This window comes from Streptomyces sp. NPDC001568, from assembly GCF_042893755.1.
Lineage (GTDB): Bacteria > Actinomycetota > Actinomycetes > Streptomycetales > Streptomycetaceae > Streptomyces.
Map to the genome: position 1 here is coordinate 110,532 of NZ_JBIAVF010000017.1, position 20,046 is coordinate 130,577.

Below are 20,046 nucleotides of genomic sequence, written 5' to 3' on the forward strand. Positions count from 1 at the left end.
GCCATGTCCATCCTCATCGTGTCCGGCACGGGCACCGAGATCGGCAAGACCGTGGTCACCTCCGCGGTCGCCGCGGCCGCGGTGGCGGCCGGCCTGTCGGTGGCGGTGCTCAAGCCGGCGCAGACCGGCGTCGCTCCGGACGAACCCGGGGACGCCGCCGAGGCCGTACGCCTCGCCGGCCCGTCGGTGACCGCCCTCGAACTGGCCCGCTACCCGGAGCCGTTGGCCCCGGACACCGCCGCCCGGCGCTCCGGCCTGCCGGCCCTGTCCCCCGCCGCGATCGCCGGGGCGGCGGAGCGGCTCGCCGCCCGGCACGACCTCGTCCTGGTGGAGGGCGCGGGCGGGCTGCTCGTACGCTTCGACCCCGACGGCCACACCCTGGCCGACGCGGCCCGGCTGCTGTCGGCCCCGGTCCTCGTGGTGGCGCCCGCCGGACTCGGCACGCTCAACGCCACCACCCTGACCGTCGAAGCCCTGCACGCCCGGGCCCTGACCCCGCTCGGCGTGGTCGTCGGCAGCTGGCCCGCCGATCCCGACCTGGCCTCCCGCTGCAACCTCGCCGACCTGCCCTCGTCCGCCGGGATCCCGCTGCTCGGCGCCGTCCCCGAGTCGTCGGGAACGCTGCCCCCGGCCCGCTTCCGCGAAGCCGCGCCGACCTGGCTGGCGCCGGCCCTGCACGGCACGTGGCAGGCCGCCCCGTTCATGTCCCACTGGGCGCCGCCCCTGCCGGGCCCGTCCGGGGGCTGACGGCCCACCAGGCGGGGCCGGGCTTCCCGCCCGGTGGGCGGTCCAGCGACGTCCACGGACTGCGGGTGGGCGTGTCGGACCCGCCGGCCGTCGCCACGGGAGGCCGGCCCGGGGGCCGTCGTCGCGGGAGGCCGGCCCGGCGGGCGGGCGTCGGGCCTGCCCGTTGGGCGGGGTGACGGTTCCCGCCCGGGCGGGCCGTCGACCGGACACGCCCGGCCCACCGGGTGGCCCGGGGGCGGAGGGCCTGCCCGGCCTGCCCATCGGCCCCGGGTCGCGGGGATTGCCCGGCCGGCCCGTTGGTCTGCGTACACGGGGCGGGGTCCACCCGCCGGGCCGAGGACGGCAGGCCCGACCAGCCTGCCCGTGCCGAGGTGCTGGGCGGCGGACAGGCCCGGTGTTCGTGCCGGACCCGCTTGATCAGCCCCGGGTCAGTGGCCGCCCTTCGGCTCCCGGCAACCGCCCTCCATGTACACGCCGTGGGCCTCGACACGGGCGGGTGAGCCCAGCACTCCGGACAGGCAGGGCCCCGTCCCGGGGATCCACAGCGCGAACCCGAGGCCCGAGCCCGAGCCCGAGCCCGCGGCGTACACGTCGCCGCTCGTCACGGCGTACCCGAGTCCCTGCAGCAGCGCGGCCAGCTCCCCCGGATCCCGCGGACCCCCCGCGCCGCCGGTGTCCGCCAGTGCCTTCCTGATCCGCTCCGCGTGGGCGTCCCCGCGGCACTGCGCCGCATCGCTCAGCCCGGCCTGCTGCTTGTACGCGTGGTTCTCCGCGTACTTGCGCGCCTCCGGGTCCGCGGGGCCTGCGCCCGGGTCGGCCGGGGCGACGGACGCGGCCCCCGAACCCCGGCCCTCGCAATGGGCGGCCACCGCGGACAGGCCACTGCCGCCGTCGCCGGAGGCCGACACCTCGCGCGCGCCCTCCCGTTCCGTGGCCGTACCGCAGCCGGTCAGCAGGAACACGCCGACGGCGCACGACGCGGCGATCACCGCTCGGACGGGCCTCGTACTCGGTATCACGGCTCTCCCTGTGTTGGCCGGGGGCCGCCCGGGTGGAACGACCGCGTGCCGATTATCACCAGGCCGACCAGGCCGCGGCGCACCTCCGGTACCACCACGTCGCAGCGCGCCTCCGGCTCCGGCCCGGTCTCCGGCGACGTCCCGGTCCCAGCGACGTCCACCCTCCGGGCCCTCGGCCCGGAACGGCCACCGCCTCGAACCTCGATCCGGCGCCGGCCCCGGTCGGAGCCGGAGGCGCGCACTCCGCCCGCCGCCCCGGCCGGGCCCGAACCGCCCCGTACCGTCCCGCGTCACCCCCGCGGCCCGCACCGAACCCCGGCGGCCGATGCACGGTCAGGGTCGGTCCCGTCTCCTCCCTCCGGCGCGGCGGGAGGACGGGGTGTCGTGCGGGCGGGCGCGGCGCGCGTCCGCCGCGGCGCGTCCCGGCCGCTTTGGTCGCGGAGCGGTTTCGCGGCGGGTCGGTGCGGGGAACAGCCCCGCAGCGCACGCGCGCCCGTGTCAGCCGTCGTTCCGAACCGCGCCCGGAGGCCGCCATGCCCGCACCTCCCCCCGATCCGGTGCACCACCCGCACTTCGCCAGGTTCTACGCCCGCGCCAGCACCGCCGCCGAGACCCGGGCCGGCATGGCCGCCCTGCGCCGCGAGCTGCTGCACGGCGTGTCCGGCCGCGTCATCGAGATCGGCGCCGGCAACGGGCTGAACTTCGCCCACTACCCCCGCGCCGTCTCCGAGGTCGTCGCCGTCGAACCGGAACCCACCCTGCGCCGGCTCGCTGCCGCGGCCGCGCTGCGCGCCGAGGTGCCCGTGGACCTCGTACCGGGGGTGGCGGAAGCGCTGCCCGTCAAGAGCGAGGCCTTCGACGCCGCCGTCGCGTCACTGGTCCTGTGCACCGTACGCAGCCTGCCGCGCGCCCTCTGCGAACTCCATCGGGTGCTGCGCCCCGAGGCCGAGCTGCGGTTCCTGGAGCACGGGCTCGCGCCCGGCCCCGGCATGGCCGCCGTGCAGCGCGGGCTGGACCGGACCGTCTGGCCCCGCCTGTTCGGCGGTTGTCACACCGCCCGCGACCCGCTCGCCGCGATCGAGGCCGCCGGGTTCCGGATCGTGTCGCAGCGCGCCTTCCGGTTGCCCGAGCGCGGACCGGCTCTCCCCACCTCGTACTGCGTGATCGGCTCCGCCCGCCGCGTTCCCTGACGCCGACCGGCCGGCCCGTCACCCGTCCGGCCGACCGTCCGACCGTCCGACTGCCGTCAGTCCGTCAGCGGCTTGACCCAGCGCGTCCAGATGTCCTCCGGGTGGTAGCCGGCCGCGCCCCACGCCCCGCGCGCCCCTTCGTTCCCATCGAGCACCATCGCGTCGGCCCCTCGTCCGCCCAGGGCCGCGAAGCGTTCCTCGGCGGCCGCCGGCAGGGCCGTGCCGATGCCTTGCCGACGGTGGCCGGAGTGCACCGCGAGCCGGTACGGGTGGCAGCGCCGGCCGTCGAACCCCGCGACGACCGTGCCGACGAGCTCCTCGCCCCGCCGGGCCAACAGGAGGGCGTGCGGGTCCCGGGCGTGGAGCCGTTGGACGCCGACGAGGTCGTCGCTGATGCTCGTGCCCTTGGCGGCGCCCTTCCAGAAGGCCGACACGGTGGTCAGGTCCGCCGCCGAAGCGGTGGTGCCGCGGAGATCATTCATGCGCTCATCCCACCATCCGCGCATGCGGGGCCGGAAGGGCGGTCATTCTCCTGGGGTGTGTTCTTGCTGCCCGGGCGGCGGGCCCGTCGTACGGGCGCGTCCGATCGCCCCCGACCGAAGGGGTGTGAGCGTCCGTCCATGGGCGAGCCTCGCGGTTCCCGGCCTCCGCTCGCGTCCTTGCGACGCCGCGCGCCGCTTCTCCGTCTGACTGATCATGGGACGGAGGTGAACGCCCGATGACCGAAGTGCTCCTGCTCGTCCTGGCGCTGCTGCTGTGCGTCGCCTGCGGGGTCTTCGTCGCGGCCGAGTTCTCGCTGACCACCGTCGAGCGCAGCGAACTCGAACGCGCCGTGGAGCGCGGCGAGCGGGGAGCGGACAGCGCCCTGACCGCCGTCCGCAGCCTGACGTTCCAGTTGTCCGGTGCCCAGCTCGGCATCACCGTGACCGGCCTGGTCATCGGCATGCTCTCCAAGCCGTCGATCGCCGCGCTGCTCCAGGGGCCGTTCGAGGCCATGGGCCTGTCGGCCTCGGCCGCGTCCTCGACCGCCCTGGCCCTCGGCACCGCGCTGTCGACGGTCGTCCTGATGGTCGTCGGCGAACTCGTGCCGAAGAACTGGGCGATCTCCTCGCCGCTGGCGATCGCCAAACGGGTGGCGACCGCGCAACGGGTGTTCAGCCGGACCTTCAAGCCGCTGATCAGTCATCTGAACACCACCGCGAACCACCTGGTCCGGCGGTTCGGCATGGAGCCGGCCGAGGAGCTGGCGTCCGCCCGCAGCCCGCAGGAGCTCGTGGCGCTCGCCCGGCACTCCGCGAAGGCGGGCGCGCTGGAGGAGGACACGGCCGAGCTGTTCGTACGGACCCTGAACCTGGCCGACCTGACCGCCGAGAACGTGATGACCCCGCGCGTGCAGGTCACCGCCCTGGACGTGCAGACCACCGCGGAGGACGTGGCGAACGCGACCATGGCGACAGGTCTGTCCCGCTTCCCCGTCTACCGGGGCAGCCTCGACACCGTCGTCGGCATCGTCCACATCAAGGACGTACTGGCCCTGCCCGCCGAGGAACGCCACCGCCGCCCCGTCTCGCAGCTGCTGCGCGAACCGCTCCTCATACCCGAGTCGCTGACCGTGGACCGGCTGCTGGACCGGCTGTCCGGGCGGCAGACGATGGCCGTCGTCATCGACGAGTACGGGGGCACGGCCGGGGTGGCCACGCTGGAGGACATCGTCGAGGAGGTCGTCGGCGAGGTGCGCGACGAGCACGATCCGCACGAGACCTCGGACCTGGCCCCCGCCGGTACGGACGAAGCCGGCCGGCCCCTCTACTCCGCCGACGGCGCCGCCCGCACCGACCAGCTCCGCAAGATCGGCCTCCACGTGCCGGACGGGCCGTACGAAACCCTGGCCGGGCTGATCGCCACCGAACTGGGGCGGATCCCGGCCGTCGGCGATCGGCTGGAGCTGGACGGCTGGCAGCTGGACGTGGTCGACGCAGGCGGTCGGCGCGCCGCGCGCGTCCTGCTGCACGTGCCCACCGGAACCGTCGACGGCGGGGTAGCGGAGGAGTCCCGATGACCGTGATCCAGCTGCTGATCGGCCTGGCGACCCTCGTCGTCAACGCCTTCTTCGTCGGCGCGGAGTTCGCGCTGATCTCCGTCCGCCGCAGCCAGATCGAGCCGTACGCCGAGGAGGGCGACCGGCGGGCCCGCGCGGTCCTGTGGGGCCTGGAGCACGTATCGGCCCTGATGGCGGCCGCCCAACTGGGCATCACCCTGTGCACCCTGGTCCTGGGCATCGTGGCCGAGCCGGCCATCGCGCACCTGCTGACCCCGGTGTTCGACCTCGTCGGGGTGCCGTCCGGGCTGTCCCACGCGATCTCCTTCGTGGTGGCGCTGGCACTGGCGACGTACCTGCACATGCTGTTCGGCGAGATGGTGCCGAAGAACGTCGCGCTGTCCGAGCCCGTGCGCACCGCGCTGTTGCTGGGGCCGCCGCTGGTGACCGTGACCCGGGCGCTGCGGCCGGTGATCTTCGCGATCAACGCCTTCGCCAACCTCGTGCTGCGGCTGCTGCGGGTCGAGGTGAAGGACGAGGTCGCGGCCACCTTCTCCGACGACGAGCTGGCCCGCATGGTCAAGGACTCCAGCGACGCCGGACTGATCGACGACCGGGCGAGCGAGCGGCTCCACGACGCCCTGGAGCTGGGTCGTCGGCCGGTGACCGACGTGGTGCTGCCCGCGGACCAGGTGGTTCCGGCCCGATGGGGCATCACCGCGGCCGGGCTGGAGCAGCTGTCGGCCGCGTCCGGATACTCCCGCTTCCCGGTGATCGATCCGCAGCACCGGATCCTGGGCTACCTCCACGTCAAGGACGCCCTGGACGTGACCGAGCGCGATGCCCCCTTCCCCTCGGCCGCGCTGCGCCCGATCGCGCAGGTACGGGCGGAGACCCCGCTGGACGACGTACTGACCGCCATGCGCCGCAGCCGTACGCACTTGGCCGCGGTGCTGGGGGCGGACGGGGTGATGACGGGGTTGGTGACGATGGAGGACGTCCTGCGCGAGCTGTTCGGCAGGCCGACCTCCGCCTGAGGCGGGCGGGAAGCGGGTGGGCCCCGGGGCTGCGGACGCCGGGTACCGCGCGGTAGCATCGCTCCCGCCATGGAGATGAATGCCTCTTACACCAGTTTCGTCGCGGTCGGCGACTCCTTCACCGAGGGCATGTCCGACCTGCTCCCCAACGGCTCCTACCGGGGCTGGGCCGATCTGCTCGCCGCCCGTCTCGCACGGCGCGAGCCCGGTTTCCGGTACGCGAACCTCGCCGTGCGCGGCAAGCTGATCGGGCAGATCGCCGCGGAGCAGGCCCCGGTGGCCGCCACGATGGGCGCCGACGTGGTCACCCTGGTCGGCGGCCTGAACGACACCCTGCGGCCCAAGGTGGACATGGGTCGCGTCCGCGGCCACCTGGAGGAGGCCGTCGCGCTGCTCGCCCCCTCGTGCGGGCAGCTGGTGCTGATGCGCTCCCCGGGCCGCAACGGGCCCGTGATGGAACGCTTCCGGCCGCGCATGGAGGAGCTCTACGTCATCCTCGACGAGCTCGCCGAGAAGCACGGCGCGCTGCTGGTGGACCTTTACGGGGCTCCCGTCCTCGCGGAGCCCCGCATGTGGGACGTCGACCGGCTGCACCTGACGGCCGAGGGCCACCGCCGGGTGGCGGAGGCCGTCTGGCAGACCCTGGGCCTGCCCGCGGAGGAGGACTGGCGCGCTCCGCTGCCCACCGCCGTCGCGATGGGTTGGCCGGCCCGCCGCACCGAGGACCTGCGGTTCGCCCGGCAGCACCTCCTGCCCTGGATCGGCCGCCGCCTGACGGGCCGCTCCTCGGGCGATGGCCTGCCCCCGAAGCGCGCCGAGCTGCTGCCCTTCGGGACCTCGCAGGTCTCGTAGCAAGGCACAATCGCGGACGGCGCCCCGACCTGCGTGAACGCACAGCCGCGGCCCAAGTAGAATTCCTCCACGTGACAGCCAAGCCCCGCATCCCCAATGTCCTGGCCGGCCGCTACGCCTCCGCGGAGCTCGCCGTCCTGTGGTCCCCCGAGTACAAGGTGACGCTGGAGCGGCGGCTGTGGCTCGCCGTGCTGCGTGCCCAGAAGGACCTCGGCATCGACGTCCCGGACGCCGCCCTCGCCGACTACGAGCGCGTCCTGGAGACCGTCGACCTCGCCTCCATCGCCGAACGCGAGAAGGTCACCCGGCACGACGTGAAGGCCCGGATCGAGGAGTTCAACGCCCTCGCCGGACACGAGCACGTCCACAAGGGCATGACCTCCCGCGACCTCACCGAGAACGTCGAGCAGCTCCAGATCCGGCTCTCGCTGGAGCTCGCCCGGGACCGTACCGTCGCGGTGCTCGCCCGCCTCGGAAAGCTGGCCGGCGAGCACGCCGAGCTGGTCATGGCGGGCCGCTCCCACAACGTCGCCGCTCAGGCGACCACCCTGGGCAAGCGCTTCGCGACCGGCGCCGACGAGCTGCTGGTCGCCTACGCCCGCCTCGAGGACCTGCTGGAGCGCTACCCGCTGCGCGGGATCAAGGGCCCGGTCGGCACCTCCCAGGACATGCTCGACCTGCTGGGCGGCGACACCGCCAAGCTCGCCGACCTGGAGCAGCGCATCGCCTCCCACCTGGGCTTCGCGCAGGCCTTCACCTCGGTCGGCCAGGTCTACCCGCGCTCGCTGGACTACGACGTGGTCACCGCCCTGGTGCAGCTGGCCGCCGCCCCCTCCTCGATCGCGAAGACGGTCCGCCTGATGGCCGGCCACGAGCTGGTCACCGAGGGCTTCAAGCCCGGTCAGGTCGGCTCCTCCGCGATGCCGCACAAGATGAACACCCGCTCCTGCGAGCGCGTGAACGGCCTCATGGTCATCCTGCGCGGCTACGCGTCGATGACCGGCGAGCTGGCCGGCGACCAGTGGAACGAGGGCGACGTCTCCTGCTCCGTGGTCCGCCGCGTGGCCCTGCCCGATGCGTTCTTCGCCTTCGACGGCCTGCTGGAGACCTTCCTGACCGTCCTGGACGAGTTCGGCGCCTTCCCGGCCGTCGTGGCCCGCGAACTGGACCGCTACCTGCCGTTCCTCGCCACCACCAAGGTGCTGATGGGCGCCGTCCGGGCCGGGGTGGGCCGCGAGGCCGCGCACGAGGTCATCAAGGAGCACGCCGTCGCTTCCGCCCTCGCCATGCGCGAGCAGGGCGCCGAGCGCAACGAGCTCCTGGAGAAGCTGGCCGCCGACGAGCGCATGCCTCTGGACCGCGCCCAGCTGGACGCGCTCATGGCCGACAAGCTGTCCTTCACCGGCGCCGCGGGTGACCAGGTGGCGACCGTGGTCTCCCGCATCGAGGCGATCGCGAAGCAGCACCCGGAGGCCGCCGGGTACGCGCCGGGGTCGATCCTCTGACCCCCGACGAGCTCGATGCCGCCCGCGACCGCGTCCTCCCGGACGTGGTCGCGGGCGGTCTGCGTGTGCTGTTCTGCGGGATCAATCCGGGTCTCCTCTCCGCCGCGACGGGCCACCACTTCGCCCGCCCCGGCAATCGTTTCTGGCCGGTACTGCACCTGTCGGGGTTCACGCCCCGTCGGCTGGCGCCGGAGGAACAGCGGGAACTGCTCTCCTACCGCCTCGGCATCACCAACGTCGTGGCCCGGGCGACCGCCCGCGCCGACGAGCTCAGCACCGAGGAGTTCATCGAGGGCGGTCGGATCCTGACGGCCAAGGTGGAGGCCCTGCGCCCCCAGTGGCTGGCCGTGGTCGGCGTCACCGCCTACCGCACCGCCTTCGGCGAGCGGAAGGCCGTCATCGGCCCCCAGGAACGCACCATCGGCGCCACCCGGATCTGGGCCCTGCCCAATCCCAGTGGCCTCAACGCCCACTGGACGGCCGAGTCCATGGCCCAGGAGTACGGACGCCTCCGCACAGCCGCCGAAACCCCACCCGAACTCTGACCCCGGTTCCGCCCCGCCCGCTGCCGGAGCCCCGGGATCCGATCCGACCGGACCACGGCCGATCCCCTCGGTAGGCCGACCGGCCCCCCGGATCCCGAGCCGCCACTCGTCCCGACGCCCACCAGTCCGGACGCCCGCCCTGTCGGCCCGTCGGCCGTGTGGCGGGACCCTGATCGGGCTGCCCTACGGTGGGTCGACCACCGTGACTGCCGCCATCAGCAGGTAGGGCTCGTCCTCGCCCCACTGGGCCACGCACACCGCTAGCCAATTGTCCTCGGCGCGCCACAGGTGCAGGTGGTCGGTGGTGTGGCTCAGCTCCTGCCACGGCTGCGGTATGTCCTCTCCTGCGAGGGCTCGGAGCGTCAGGGAGTCCGGGGAGAAGACCTGTGGCTCTCCCCACCGGTCGGCCAAGGCTTGCGTGAGCGCCCCGTACTCGGCTCCGATCTGATCGCGTGCCTCGGCGCGGTACGAACCGTCGTCCTCCCAGAAGTCCCGGGTCCCGCCGAGCCGGACCAGGTGGTATCCCGGGCCACTGGTGTGCCGGCCCAGCCGCACCGGCGCGTCCACGAAGGCCTGCGCCCGCAGCCGGTCGATCAGGTCGAGTTGCTGTCCCGTGGTCATATCGTCAGTATTCCGGGGGCCACTGACATCTGGCCCCTCGTCACGCGTCTCGGCGTCGCACCGCGAACCACCCGGCGGTCAGGGCCGTCACGGCCCATATCGCGGCCACCCCGAGCCCCGTCCAAGGGCCGAGGGATCCCGGCGCCTCCGTCCGCATCACGAGCTGACCGGCCCGATCGGGCATGAACTCCATGCCCCCTCCGGCCACCTGCCCGACGACGAAGGGCACGATCAGAAGGAAGGGTATGAGCAGGCTCATCACCGCGGTGCCGCTGCGCACAGCAGCCGTCAGACCGGCCGCCAGGAGGGCGATCAGCATCAGGTAGATCCCGCTTCCGAACACGGCCCGCAGCGCACCCGGGTCGTTCAGGGACAGGGCGTGGTCGCCCCTCCAGGCCTGCCCGGCGAGGAAGGTGACGAGGCCGGTGATCTGTCCTACGGCGAGGGCGAGTCCGGCGATGACGGTGACCTTGGACAGGTAGAGCGCCGTCCGGTTCGGTACGGCGGTGAGGGAGACCCGCAGTGCGCCGTTGCGGAACTCGCCGGCGAACGCTGTGGCGCCGAAGGCGATGGCGGCTATCTGACCGAAGTTGATTCCGAAGAAGGCGCCGAACAGACGGTCCTCCCCCAGGGCATCAGCCTCGGACGTACCGATCGCCGCGGCGGTGAGGACCGTGATGCCCGCTGTCGCGGCGAAGACCGCCAGCAGCGATCCGAGGACCGCTCGGGCGGAACGTATTTTGATCCATTCCGAGCGCAGCACGGGACCGGTCGGGAGGGCGGATGCGGGCCCCGCGGGGGTGGGCCGGGCAGTCGTGGTGATCATGGCTCTGGCTCCCGTCATGACGTCAGGCGGCGTGGGCGGCGAAGGGGGTGCGGTCGGAGGTCAGATCGAGGTAGGCCTGCTCCAGTGAGGCCCGCTCGTCGGCGAGTTCCAGCAAGGGGATGCCCTCGCGGGCCGCGAGGATCCCGAGCCGCTCGGCGGATATGCCCTGCACGATCCAGCGCCCCGCCTCTGCCGGGGTCATCGCGAAACGGTCGTGCCCGAGCGCGGCCCGCAGCCGGTCCGGCTCCGTGGTCCGCAGCCGCACCCGGGGCGTGCTGCGGGCGTCGATGAAGTCCTTCAGGGAACTGTCGGCGAGGAGTCTGCCCTGCCCCAGTACGACCAGGTCGTCGACGAACGAGGCGGATTCGGCCATGAGGTGACTGGAGACGAGGACGGTACGCCCCTCGGCGGCAAGGCGGCGCATCAGCTCCCGGATCCAGATGATGCCCTCGGGGTCGAGGCCGTTGGTCGGCTCGTCCAGCAGTAGTACCGCCGGATCGCCCATGAGTGCGGCCGCCATGCCGAGGCGCTGTCGCATGCCGAGCGAGAAGGATCCCACCCGTTTCCTGGCCACCGCCTCCAGCCCCACCTGTTCCAGAACCGCGTCCACCCGTGGAACGGGGATGCCGTTGCTCACCGCGAGGGCGAGCAGGTGGTCACGGGCCCGGCGTCCGCCGTGTGCGGCCTGGGGGTCGAGCAGGACGCCGACCTCGCGCAGCGGGTTGCGCAGCTCGGTGAACCCGCGGCCGCCGATGGTGGCGGTGCCGGAAGTCGGCCGGGTCAACCCCAGCAGGAGGCGCATGGTGGTGGATTTTCCGGCGCCGTTGGGCCCCAGGAAGCCGGTGACGCGGCCCGGCATGACGTCGAAGGTGAGGTGGTCCACGACCCTGTGGGTTCCGTAGTCCTTGGTCAGTTCGCTGATCTCGATGCGGTTCATGACTCAAGATTCGCCTTCGGGGCGCCCTCGTTCCTCCCCCACGCGAGGGTGCCGTCTCCCCCACGTGGGGGAGACGCTCGTGGCAGGCGCGCTGCCAGGATGGAGGCATGTACAAACTGCTCCGTGCGCCGCTTCAGCCGGTGACGTATTCGCGCTGGCTGCACTTGTGCGTTCCCCTGTTGCTGTTGGCCATCTGGATGTTCATCAACCCCAGCCGGCCCTGGATGCCCCTGTTGATCGTCATACCGTTCGGTTTCGTGCCGTGGGTGCGGTTGGCCGAGGGGCTCCAGGCCCAGTTCCTGCTGACCCCGCAGGAGCGGGACTCGGTCGCAGGTGGTGTGAGGGACGCCGACGACATCGGTGGCATCAGCACCACCCCCTCGGCGGGTTGGAGCGACCGGTGGCGGACGTTGCTGTGGCTGGAGGTGCGGTTGGTGGTGGCCGGAGCGGCCATGTTCGCGACGGTCTGGCTGCCCTTGCTGTCCGTGGAGTTCATCGCGACCGCGGTCGGGCATCCCCTGAACCCGGACCTGGCGCTCTCCTTCGCTCCGCCGCGCTGGGCTGCGGCCCTTCTCGCACCGGTACCGCTGGTCGTGCTCATCGTCGTCGTGATCCTGCTCGGCGAGATGATCACGAAGATCGCCCGGCGGCTGCTGGGACCCTCGGCGGCCGAGCGGCTGACCGTGCTGGAGGCCCGCACGGAGCAGTTGTTGGAGCGGACCCGGATCGCGCGGGAACTCCACGACTCCATCGGGCACGCGCTGACCGTGGCTGTCGTCCAGGCCGGTGCCGCGCGATCGGCGAAGGACCCGGAATTCACCGACCGGGCGCTGAACGCCATCGAGGAGACGGGCCGGGCGGCGTTGGAAGACTTGGAGCGGGTCCTGCTGGTCCTGCGCGAGTCCGCGCAACCGCCCTCACAACGCCCCACCTTGGCTGAGGCCGACCGGCTTCTGGAGTCGGCCCGGGCATCGGGGGCACAGGTGGACGCACAACTGACGGGTTCGCTGGAGAAGTTGCCCGGCCCGGTCACTCGGGAGGGGTACCGGATCCTGCAGGAGGCCCTCACCAACGTGCTGCGTCACTGCGGTCCGGTGCCGGTACGCGTGCGCGTGGAGATGGCACCGGGCCGGCTGGATCTGGAGGTGACGAACCCGCTGCCCGAGCGGGCGGTGCTGACGAGCCGATCCGGGAGCGGGCTCCGCGGGATGCGGGAACGGGCGGCGCTGCTCGGTGGCGCGGCCGAAACCGGTCCTTTTGACGGCGGTTGGAGGGTGCACGCCCGGCTTCCGCTGGAGCGAATACGCTGATCGGATGCCGGTCACCGTTCTGCTCGTCGACGACGAACCTTTGGTGCGCGCGGGTCTGCGCGCCGTATTGGACTCCCAGCCCGACATCGAGGTGGTGGGGGAAGCCGCCGACGGTGCCGCTGTCATCCCGCTCGTGCGCCAATTGCGCCCCGACGTGGTGGCGATGGACGTACGGATGCCCCTGCTCGACGGCATCGAGGCGACACGGGCGGTCCTCCGGTCGGTGGACGCGCCGCCCAAGATCCTCGTCGTCACGACCTTCGAGAACGACGAGTACGTCTATCAGGCGCTGCGCGCCGGAGCGGACGGATTCCTGTTGAAGCGGGCCCGCCCCGCGGAGATCGTGCACGCGGTCAGACTGGTGGCCGAGGGCGACACGCTCCTGTTTCCCGCTGCCGTGCGAGCCCTCGCCGCCGAGTACGGCAATCGCGAGGCACGTACCGTCCTGAAGCGGGCTGCGCTGACCGAGCGCGAGGAGGCGGTCCTGCGGCTGATGGCCCGCGGGCTGACGAACGTGGAGATCGCCGGCGAACTGATCGTCGGCACCGAGACCGTGAAGTCGCATGTGAGTGCCATTCTGGGGAAGCTGGGGGCTCGAGACCGGACCCAGGCGGTGATCACCGCGTACGAGTCCGGATTCGTCGCACCGGCCTGAGGGGAGGGGCCGATTCCGAACTTGGGGGGCTGCTTCTCGCCGCCGCGCCGGGCACGCAGTACCATCCGGCTGACAAGGCCGCTAGCTGGGAGGACACACGTTGGGGCAGCTGACCGGCGGGGATCCTTCTCTGCTCCGGCGAATCAATTCGGCCGTGGTGCTCCGGGCACTGCGCGCGGCTGAATCGCCGACCCTCACCGATCTCACCCGGGTCACCGGGCTGTCCCGTCCGACGGTCGAGGGCGTCGTCGAGGGACTGATCGGTACCGGGCTCGTGGTGGAGGCCGACGCGGAGGAAGGCGCGCGACGGCAAGGCCGGCCCGCACGGCGCTTCCGCTTCCGCGCCGAGGCCGGGCACCTGCTGGGCATCGAGATCGGCTCGCACCGCGTCGCGGTGTTGCTGTCCGGGCTGGACGGCCGGGTGATCGGCGCCGGAACCAAGGACGTCGCCGAGACGGCGTCGGCCGATGAGCGGCTGGAGCGGGTCAGGGCGGCCGTGGCCGACCTGTTGCGCCGGGCCGGGATCCCCCGCGACTCCCTGCGGGCGGTCGGCGTCGGAAGCCCCGGGATCGTGGAGGCGGACGGGACGGTCCGCCTCGGTACGGCATTGCCCGGCTGGACGGGGCTGCCGCTCGGGGAACGCTTGCGGCGTTCGTTCCGGTGCCCGGTGCAGGTGGAGAACGACGCCAACGCGGCGGCGGTCGCCGAGCACTGGAAGGGGGCCGCGCGGGACACCGACGACATGGTGTTCGTGATGGCCGGGCTCAGCCCGGGCGCGGGCTCACTGATCGGCGGGCGACTGCACCGGGGCTTCGGCGGCGCGGCCGGCGAGATCGGCGCCCTGCACCTGCTGGGGCGCGAGGCCACGCCGGAGCGGCTGCTGTCGACGACCGGCGAACCGCTGCACCCCCTGGACGAGCCCGCCGTCGCCGAGGTGTTCGCGATGGCCAAGCGGGGCGACGAGCGGGCGGTGGCCGCCGTGGAGCGGTTCCTCCAGCGGCTGGTGCACGATGTGGCCGCGCTGGTGCTGGCGATGGATCCGGAGCTGGTGGTCGTCGGCGGCTGGGCGGCCGGTCTGGACGGGGTCCTGGAGCCGCTGCGCCGGGAACTGGAGCGGTACTGCCTGCGTTCGCCACGGGTGGTGCTCTCCATGCTCGGAGAAGCCGCCGTGGCCACCGGGGCGCTGCGGCTCGCGCTGGACCACGTGGAGGAAGAGCTCTTCGCGGTGGAGAAAACGGTCACGGCTCGCCGCTGAAGCACACGGGCCACGGCCGGGCCGCGGGCCGATTGTGGGTCCGGGGTCCGGGGTCCGGGGTCCGGGCCGTCCGACGGCATCGGCGAGCCGCCACCTCGGATCGGTAGCGCGGCTGCGGCCGCGAGCCGCAGCCCGGGGCCCCACCCGAGCGCCCGGCACCGGAGACCGGTCCCGAGTCGGAGTTCGGGGCGACCGGAGCCGGACGGCCGGGGCCGGACCCAGAGCCTGGGCCGGACCCCACACCGAAACCGGACCCAGAGCCGGGACCGGACCCAACGCCGAAGCCAGGCCAGCCGGGGCCGGACCCAACGCCGAAGCCGGGGCCGGCCGGGGCCGGACCCAACGCCGAAGCCGGGGCCGGAGCCGCGTCCGCGGCGAGGGCCCGAGCCTGGGGCCAGGGCGGACCCAGAGCCGAAGCCGGGGCCAGAGCTGGGCCTGGCGGCCGGAGCCGGAGTCGAGACCGGCCGTGGAGCCGGAGCCCGAGGCCGGAGCCGGAGCCGGAGCTGGAGGCCGGACCCCAGGCAGCAGCTGGAACCGGAGCCAAGCCCGGGGCACTGCCGGAGCCCGATCCCGGGGCCGGGCCCGGGGTGGGGGCGGGAGCCGGGCCCGGGAGGGGTACGAGTTGCGTCGGGCGGGCGTCCCGGGGGCCCGGGGTGCGCACGGCCTCCCGGGATTGGGTTAGCTTCGGCGCATGCGTCAGTCGTCGGTGTCTTCGCCCTTGACCGAGTTCGAGGTCACCCTGGTCGAGCGTGAGCTCGGGGTTTCCTTCCCCACCGAGTACCGGGCGTGTTTGCAGGAGGAGGCGCCCGCCCAGCAGGTGTTCCGGCCGCGCCGGGTGGGGTCCGGCTGGGATTGGGGCTTCGACTGGTACTGGCCCGCCGAGTTGGTGCGGTTGCCCTTCCCGCACCCCGACTCGTACGCGCGGGCGGAGCACGAGCTGGCCGCGCGCGAACCGCTCCCGGAGGACTTCACGGACGTGCGGGCGCACATCGCCGCCTACGACGCGTGGGACCAGGAGTACGAGGTCTTCCAGTACGCCAAGATCGCCGGGGCCGTGCTGCTCCAGGAGAACGGATGCGGCTTCAGCACGCTGCTGGCGGTCTCGGGTCCCCTCGCCGGCACGGTGTGGTGGGACGGCCGCGCCTCCTGTGACCTGATCCTCCCGCTCTCCCTCGACCACCCGGGCGGGGCCCGACCGGTCACCTTCGGCGAGTGGCTCCGGCACGGCTCATGGCACTTGCTGCCGCCGAACCGGGGCCGGACCGACGCGGAGTGAGAGGAACTCCCCCACGCCTTGGGCGCGGGCGGGGCCGGTCGCCCGCTCTCAGCGACCGTGCGGGCCATGGGGGCCGTCGAGGGCCGACCGGTCCCGACGGACGTGGGAGCCACTCCGCCATCGCCCGCGGGCCTCGGCGGCCGTGACGCGTCCCGCCGCACCCCGTTCCCGGGGTGCGGCGTCCGGTCAGGAGGCGGCGCGGGTTTCGGTGATCTCGACCCCGGAGTCGCCGAAGGTGAGGCGGCAGGTATCGGCGCGGTACGTGGCCACCGATACGGCGGCGGTTCCGGCGGCGGTGAAGTACCGGGTGGTCACGAGGAGCACGGGGGCGCCGGGAAGCCGGTCCAGTTCCTTGGCGTCGTCGGCGCGGGCCGAGCCCAGCTCCACCGAGCGGTCCTGCCCGTCGAGCGCGAGGCGCTGGAGTTCCCGCAGGACGGCGCGCGCCCGGGCGGGTCCGGCGGGGGCGTCGATGGCGGAGAGCCCGGGTACGGACGCCGTGGGCACGTACAGCAGCTCGGCGGCGACGGCCTGGCCCTGGGTGACGCGGGTCCGCCGGACGGTGTGCACGGGCTGGTCGGCGCCGGTGCCGAGGAGCTTCAGGACCGCGGCGGTGGGAATGCCGTCGGCGGCGTCCACGGGCTCCCAGCCGTCGACGCTCTCGCCGGGCCAGCTGTGCCGGGTGCTGCCGACGGCGACGCCCACGCGCGGCGGGGCGACCGTGGTGCCGACCCCGCGGCGGCGCTGCAGGCGTCCTTCGAGTTCGAGCTGCTCCAGCGCCTGGCGCAGGGTGGCCCGGGCGACTCCGAAGCGGGCGGCGAGCTCACGCTCGTTCGGCAGGACCTCGCCCACGGCGAAGTCCTGGTCGAGCGCCTCACTGAGGACGTTCTTCAGGTGCCAGTACTTCGGCTCCGGCACTGATTCGAGCTGCGTGGTCCCCACCCTGACTCCTCCTGCATTCGCCGCTTCGCCGTGTTCCAGCGGCGGTTCCGCGCCGCAGTTCCGCGCCTTTGTTTATTAAAGGTTCCTGCACTATCCCTGCGACGATAGGACGGCGCCACCCCTTGGTCAAGACCAATCCTCGCCGCTTTGTCGGGCAGATCGGGCATATGTAGCAAGCCGTTCACAGGATGTTCTCGCTCCCACCGCTCTTGACGGAAAGCTTGTAGCCAGGGACTACCGAGCGGTAATGATGGGGGACGTCGTTACTGACGGCCTGTCTCACACGCGTCCACCCGACGAGGAGCAGCATGACCGCCACGGTCTCGTTCACGATCGATTCGCCGCTGGGCATCCGGCCCGCCACCGTCTCCTACGAACGCAAGGGCGCGGGCGATCCGCTCCTCCTGCTGCACGGCATCGGCCACCACCTCCAGGCCTGGCACCCGGTGACCGACGTGCTGGCCGCCGAGTACGACGTCATCGCCGTCGACCTGCCGGGCTTCGGCGCGTCGCCGGCGATGGCCACCGGTGTCCCGTACGACCTGGACACCGTCACCCCCGCGCTCGGGGCGTTGTGTGCCGCGCTGGGTGTGGAACGTCCGCACGTGGCGGGGAACTCGCTCGGCGGTTTGCTGGCGCTGGACATGGGGCGCCGCGGCCTGGCCCGTTCGGTCACCGCCCTCTCCCCCGCCGGATTCTGGTCGGAGCCCGAGCGGCGGTACGCGTTCACCGCGCTCCGCGCGATGCGGGCCGGTGCGGCCGCGCTGCCGTTGCCCGCCCTGGAGCGGCTCTCCCGCAGCGGCGCCGGCAGGGCCGCGCTGACGGGGACGATCTACGCCCGGCCGGCGCGGCGCGCCCCGGAGGCCGTGGTCGCCGAGACGCTGGCGCTGCGCGGGGCCACCGGTTTCGAGCAGACGCTGGCGGCGGGTGGCTCCGTACGGTTCCTGCACGACGTGCCGGGGCTGCCGGTGACGATCGCCTGGGGCACCAGGGACCGGCTGCTGCTGCGCCGCCAGGGCGTGCGCGCCAAGCAGACGCTGCCCGGAGCACGGCTGGTGCGGCTTCCGGGCTGCGGCCACGTGCCGATGAACGACGACCCGGCGCTCGTGGCCCGGGTCATCCTCGACACCGCCCGCACCGCGGAACGGGCCCCGGCACCGCTCGCGGCCTGACGGGAGCCGCGCGGCCCGAACCGACGGGCGCCGATCGCGGGGACACCGGACGACGCGCTCGCGAACGCTCCGGCAGCGGCTGCCCGGCGCCCGCGCCGATCGGCATGACGAGCCGGGCCGAGCCGAGCCGGGCCGGCAGGGCCGGACAGCGGGCCGAGTCGGGCAGCGGGTCGAGCCGACCCGAGCCGAGCCGAGCCAAGCCGGGTCGGGCAGCAGGCCGAGCCGAGCAGCGGGCGGCGCGGGGCGAGCCGGCCGCGCCGGCCGCGGGCGCAGGTACGGAAACGGCGGCCCCGGTCCGGGGCTCCACGACCCGCCACCCCCCGCTGACGGCTGTTCATCCGCGGTTCGTGTGGGCGACGCGGGCGGGCCGGGGGGCGGCGGCACACTGGTCCGGCCCGTCCCCGCCGGCCCCTGGAGACGCACCGATGGCACCGATGCCGCACACCCGACGGTCCCTGCTCGGCGGGTCCCTCGCCCTGCCCCTGGGTCTCGCCCTGTCCGCCGCCTTCGCCGCGCCCGCCCTCGCCTCGCCCGCGGGCGCACCGGCCTTCACACGTTCCGGCCGCCCGGTCGCCCGGTGGGGGACGCAGTCCGGTGAGGTCACCGCGCACTCGGCGACCGTCTGGACGCGCTCCGACCGGCCGGCGCGGATGTACGTGGAAACTTCGCCGAGCGAGTCGTTCCGCTACGGGGTGCGCCGGCACGGCGGCCCCTTCCTCGGACCGGCCACCGACTTCACCGGCACGACCACCCTGCGCGACCTGCCACCGGGCCGGCAGATCCACTACCGGATCACCCTCGCCGACCCCGACGACCCCCGTCGTACGAGCGAGCCGGTGCGCGGCACGTTCCGTACCACGCCCGTCTCCCGCCGCCATGACGTGCGCTTCGTATGGTCCGGGGACCTGGCCGGGCAGGGCTGGGGCATCAACCCCGACATCGGCGGATACCGCGTCTTCGAGGAGATGCGGCTGCGCGACCCCGACTTCTTCCTGTTCAGTGGCGACGCGATCTACGCCGACGGTCCGATCCAGGCCGCCGTACCGCTGCCCGACGGTCGGATCTGGCGGAACGTGACGACCGAGGAGAAGTCGAAGGTCGCCGAGACGCTCGACGAGTTCCGCGGGAACTTCCGCTACAACCTGCTCGATCAGCACCTGCGGGAGTTCTACGGACAGGTCCCCGTGCTCGCCCAGTGGGACGACCACGAGGTGCGCAACAACTGGTACCCGGGCCAGCTGATCGACGACCCCCGCTACACCGTCCGGGAAGCCGACGTCCTCGCCGCCCGGGCCCGCCGGGCCTTCGGGGAGTACTTCCCCGTCACCGACCTGCGCGGCGGCCGGGACGAGGGCCGGATGTACCGGGTGATGCGGCACGGCCCGCTGCTCGACGTGTTCGTCCTGGACATGCGGACCTACCGCAACGCCAACTCCCCCAACCGCGGGGCCGAGGACCCGGTCGGCATCCTCGGTCCGGAGCAACTGGCCTGGCTGAAACGGGAGCTGTCGCGGTCGCGCGCCACCTGGAAGGTGATCGCCTCCGACATGCCGCTCGGCATCGTCGTCCCCGACGGCGCCGCGAACTTCGAGGCCGTCGCGCAGGGTGACCCCGGAGCCCCGCTCGGACGGGAGCTGCAGATCGCCGACCTGTTGCGGTACGTCAAGCACCGGCACATCACGGGCACCGTCTGGCTCACCGCCGACGTCCACTACACGGCCGCGAACCACTACGCCCCCGAGCGCGCCGCCTTCAACGACTTCGAGCCGTTCTGGGAGTTCGTGTCGGGGCCGGTCGGCGCGGGCGGGTTTCCCGCCGGTCGGCTCGACGCGACCTTCGGGCCGCGGACCGCGTACGTCCAGTCGGCGCCGGTGGCCAACATGTCCCCGGTCGAGAACCCCCCGTATTACGGCGAGGTGGAGATCGACGGCGGCAGTGGGGAGCTGACGGTCCGGCTGCGCCGCCAAGGTGGTGGCGTGCTGTTCACGAAGGTGTTGCAGCCCGGCCTCGTGGGGCAGGTGTGAGGAACTCGGCGCTGCGGGCCGCGCGCCGGAGGCGAGTATCGGAAACCGGGTGGAAAACCGGCAGAAACCGGCCAGATCGACACTTAACCAGCCGGTCA

At 73.3% G+C, this 20,046-nt stretch carries 19 protein-coding genes; 13 read left to right on the plus strand and 6 right to left on the minus strand.

The genetic code is table 11. The features are described from left to right. The first annotated feature begins 3 nt into the window (after window positions 1-3). Window positions 4-747: a dethiobiotin synthase gene (bioD, locus tag ACFY0I_RS28670; RefSeq protein WP_388901247.1), complete on the plus strand. Its 744-nt coding sequence runs from the start codon at window positions 4-6 to the stop codon at window positions 745-747. Window positions 748-1,175: 428 nt separating this feature from the next. Here bioD and ACFY0I_RS28675 read toward each other — a convergent pair whose 3' ends face one another. Further along, window positions 1,176-1,766 (minus strand): hypothetical protein, encoded by a 591-nt coding sequence (locus tag ACFY0I_RS28675; RefSeq protein ID WP_388901249.1) that lies wholly within the window; start codon window positions 1,764-1,766, stop codon window positions 1,176-1,178. A gap of 533 nt (window positions 1,767-2,299) precedes the next feature. Between ACFY0I_RS28675 and ACFY0I_RS28680 the strand changes: the two genes are divergently transcribed. Next, a complete protein-coding gene (locus ACFY0I_RS28680; RefSeq protein WP_388901251.1) occupies window positions 2,300-2,956 on the plus strand; it encodes a class I SAM-dependent methyltransferase in 657 nt (218 codons plus the stop codon). Window positions 2,957-3,012: 56 nt separating this feature from the next. On the opposite strand, the gene ACFY0I_RS28685 is transcribed toward ACFY0I_RS28680, so the two are convergent. After that, window positions 3,013-3,438: a GNAT family N-acetyltransferase gene (locus ACFY0I_RS28685; RefSeq protein ID WP_388901253.1), complete on the minus strand. Its 426-nt coding sequence runs from the start codon at window positions 3,436-3,438 to the stop codon at window positions 3,013-3,015. A gap of 236 nt (window positions 3,439-3,674) precedes the next feature. Here ACFY0I_RS28685 and ACFY0I_RS28690 point away from each other — a divergent pair, with 236 nt between their 5' ends. The 5 genes from ACFY0I_RS28690 (at window position 3,675) to mug (ending at window position 8,933) form a co-directional block, all read left to right on the plus strand. Then, complete coding sequence (locus tag ACFY0I_RS28690; protein ID WP_388901254.1) at window positions 3,675-5,015, plus strand: hemolysin family protein; 1,341 nt, start codon at window positions 3,675-3,677, stop codon at window positions 5,013-5,015. Beyond that, complete coding sequence (locus ACFY0I_RS28695) at window positions 5,012-6,031, plus strand: hemolysin family protein (protein WP_388901256.1); 1,020 nt, start codon at window positions 5,012-5,014, stop codon at window positions 6,029-6,031. The genes ACFY0I_RS28690 and ACFY0I_RS28695 overlap by 4 nt, the downstream gene beginning before the upstream one ends. Window positions 6,032-6,100: 69 nt before the next feature. Then, complete coding sequence (locus tag ACFY0I_RS28700) at window positions 6,101-6,883, plus strand: SGNH/GDSL hydrolase family protein (RefSeq protein WP_388901258.1); 783 nt, start codon at window positions 6,101-6,103, stop codon at window positions 6,881-6,883. Window positions 6,884-6,954: 71 nt separating this feature from the next. Further along, window positions 6,955-8,388, plus strand: coding sequence for an adenylosuccinate lyase (gene purB, locus ACFY0I_RS28705; protein WP_388901259.1), 1,434 nt, complete (start codon window positions 6,955-6,957; stop codon window positions 8,386-8,388). After that, a complete protein-coding gene (gene mug, locus ACFY0I_RS28710; RefSeq protein ID WP_388901412.1) occupies window positions 8,385-8,933 on the plus strand; it encodes a G/U mismatch-specific DNA glycosylase in 549 nt (182 codons plus the stop codon). Before purB ends, mug begins: the two co-directional genes overlap by 4 nt. 183 nt (window positions 8,934-9,116) lie before the next feature. On the opposite strand, the gene ACFY0I_RS28715 is transcribed toward mug, so the two are convergent. The 3 genes from ACFY0I_RS28715 to ACFY0I_RS28725 are packed head-to-tail and all read right to left on the minus strand — an operon-like array spanning window position 9,117 to window position 11,317. Further along, window positions 9,117-9,554 (minus strand): hypothetical protein, encoded by a 438-nt coding sequence (locus ACFY0I_RS28715; RefSeq protein WP_388901261.1) that lies wholly within the window; start codon window positions 9,552-9,554, stop codon window positions 9,117-9,119. 40 nt (window positions 9,555-9,594) lie between these two features. Further along, window positions 9,595-10,380, minus strand: a complete 786-nt coding sequence (locus ACFY0I_RS28720; protein WP_388901263.1) for an ABC transporter permease — start codon at window positions 10,378-10,380, stop codon at window positions 9,595-9,597. A gap of 22 nt (window positions 10,381-10,402) precedes the next feature. Continuing rightward, window positions 10,403-11,317 carry an ATP-binding cassette domain-containing protein gene (locus ACFY0I_RS28725; RefSeq protein ID WP_388901265.1) on the minus strand — a complete coding sequence of 305 codons (915 nt, stop codon included), beginning with the start codon at window positions 11,315-11,317 and terminating at the stop codon, window positions 10,403-10,405. A gap of 107 nt (window positions 11,318-11,424) precedes the next feature. Between ACFY0I_RS28725 and ACFY0I_RS28730 the strand changes: the two genes are divergently transcribed. The 4 genes from ACFY0I_RS28730 (at window position 11,425) to ACFY0I_RS28745 (ending at window position 15,813) form a co-directional block, all read left to right on the plus strand. After that, window positions 11,425-12,627, plus strand: coding sequence for a sensor histidine kinase (locus ACFY0I_RS28730; protein WP_388901267.1), 1,203 nt, complete (start codon window positions 11,425-11,427; stop codon window positions 12,625-12,627). Window positions 12,628-12,631: 4 nt separating this feature from the next. After that, window positions 12,632-13,282 carry a response regulator gene (locus ACFY0I_RS28735; protein ID WP_388901269.1) on the plus strand — a complete coding sequence of 217 codons (651 nt, stop codon included), beginning with the start codon at window positions 12,632-12,634 and terminating at the stop codon, window positions 13,280-13,282. 100 nt (window positions 13,283-13,382) lie between these two features. Beyond that, window positions 13,383-14,537: an ROK family transcriptional regulator gene (locus ACFY0I_RS28740; protein ID WP_388901271.1), complete on the plus strand. Its 1,155-nt coding sequence runs from the start codon at window positions 13,383-13,385 to the stop codon at window positions 14,535-14,537. Window positions 14,538-15,228: 691 nt separating this feature from the next. Next, on the plus strand, window positions 15,229-15,813 hold the full coding sequence (locus ACFY0I_RS28745) for an SMI1/KNR4 family protein (protein WP_388901273.1): 585 nt from the start codon (window positions 15,229-15,231) through the stop codon (window positions 15,811-15,813). 186 nt (window positions 15,814-15,999) lie between these two features. On the opposite strand, the gene ACFY0I_RS28750 is transcribed toward ACFY0I_RS28745, so the two are convergent. Next, window positions 16,000-16,752, minus strand: a complete 753-nt coding sequence (locus tag ACFY0I_RS28750) for a GntR family transcriptional regulator (RefSeq protein ID WP_388901275.1) — start codon at window positions 16,750-16,752, stop codon at window positions 16,000-16,002. Window positions 16,753-17,060: 308 nt separating this feature from the next. Here ACFY0I_RS28750 and ACFY0I_RS28755 point away from each other — a divergent pair, with 308 nt between their 5' ends. Together ACFY0I_RS28755 and ACFY0I_RS28760 are read left to right on the plus strand one after the other, a co-directional pair. Beyond that, window positions 17,061-17,924: an alpha/beta fold hydrolase gene (locus tag ACFY0I_RS28755; RefSeq protein WP_388901277.1), complete on the plus strand. Its 864-nt coding sequence runs from the start codon at window positions 17,061-17,063 to the stop codon at window positions 17,922-17,924. A 434-nt stretch (window positions 17,925-18,358) separates the two neighbouring features. After that, window positions 18,359-19,948, plus strand: coding sequence for an alkaline phosphatase D family protein (locus ACFY0I_RS28760; RefSeq protein WP_388901414.1), 1,590 nt, complete (start codon window positions 18,359-18,361; stop codon window positions 19,946-19,948). The last annotated feature ends 98 nt before the right edge of the window (window positions 19,949-20,046 follow it).

Excerpts from the sequence above, each read along its gene's own strand:
- bioD (WP_388901247.1), top strand. The coding sequence starts at position 4 with ATGTCCATCCTCATCGTGTCCGGCACGGGCACCGAGATCGGCAAGACC.
- ACFY0I_RS28680 (WP_388901251.1), top strand. The coding sequence starts at position 2,300 with ATGCCCGCACCTCCCCCCGATCCGGTGCACCACCCGCACTTCGCCAGG.
- ACFY0I_RS28685 (WP_388901253.1), bottom strand. The coding sequence starts at position 3,438 with ATGAATGATCTCCGCGGCACCACCGCTTCGGCGGCGGACCTGACCACC.
- ACFY0I_RS28690 (WP_388901254.1), top strand. The coding sequence starts at position 3,675 with ATGACCGAAGTGCTCCTGCTCGTCCTGGCGCTGCTGCTGTGCGTCGCC.
- ACFY0I_RS28695 (WP_388901256.1), top strand. The coding sequence starts at position 5,012 with ATGACCGTGATCCAGCTGCTGATCGGCCTGGCGACCCTCGTCGTCAAC.
- ACFY0I_RS28700 (WP_388901258.1), top strand. The coding sequence starts at position 6,101 with ATGGAGATGAATGCCTCTTACACCAGTTTCGTCGCGGTCGGCGACTCC.
- ACFY0I_RS28715 (WP_388901261.1), bottom strand. The coding sequence starts at position 9,554 with ATGACCACGGGACAGCAACTCGACCTGATCGACCGGCTGCGGGCGCAG.
- ACFY0I_RS28720 (WP_388901263.1), bottom strand. The coding sequence starts at position 10,380 with ATGATCACCACGACTGCCCGGCCCACCCCCGCGGGGCCCGCATCCGCC.
- ACFY0I_RS28725 (WP_388901265.1), bottom strand. The coding sequence starts at position 11,317 with ATGAACCGCATCGAGATCAGCGAACTGACCAAGGACTACGGAACCCAC.
- ACFY0I_RS28730 (WP_388901267.1), top strand. The coding sequence starts at position 11,425 with ATGTACAAACTGCTCCGTGCGCCGCTTCAGCCGGTGACGTATTCGCGC.
- ACFY0I_RS28735 (WP_388901269.1), top strand. The coding sequence starts at position 12,632 with ATGCCGGTCACCGTTCTGCTCGTCGACGACGAACCTTTGGTGCGCGCG.
- ACFY0I_RS28745 (WP_388901273.1), top strand. The coding sequence starts at position 15,229 with ATGCGTCAGTCGTCGGTGTCTTCGCCCTTGACCGAGTTCGAGGTCACC.
- ACFY0I_RS28755 (WP_388901277.1), top strand. The coding sequence starts at position 17,061 with ATGACCGCCACGGTCTCGTTCACGATCGATTCGCCGCTGGGCATCCGG.
- ACFY0I_RS28760 (WP_388901414.1), top strand. The coding sequence starts at position 18,359 with ATGCCGCACACCCGACGGTCCCTGCTCGGCGGGTCCCTCGCCCTGCCC.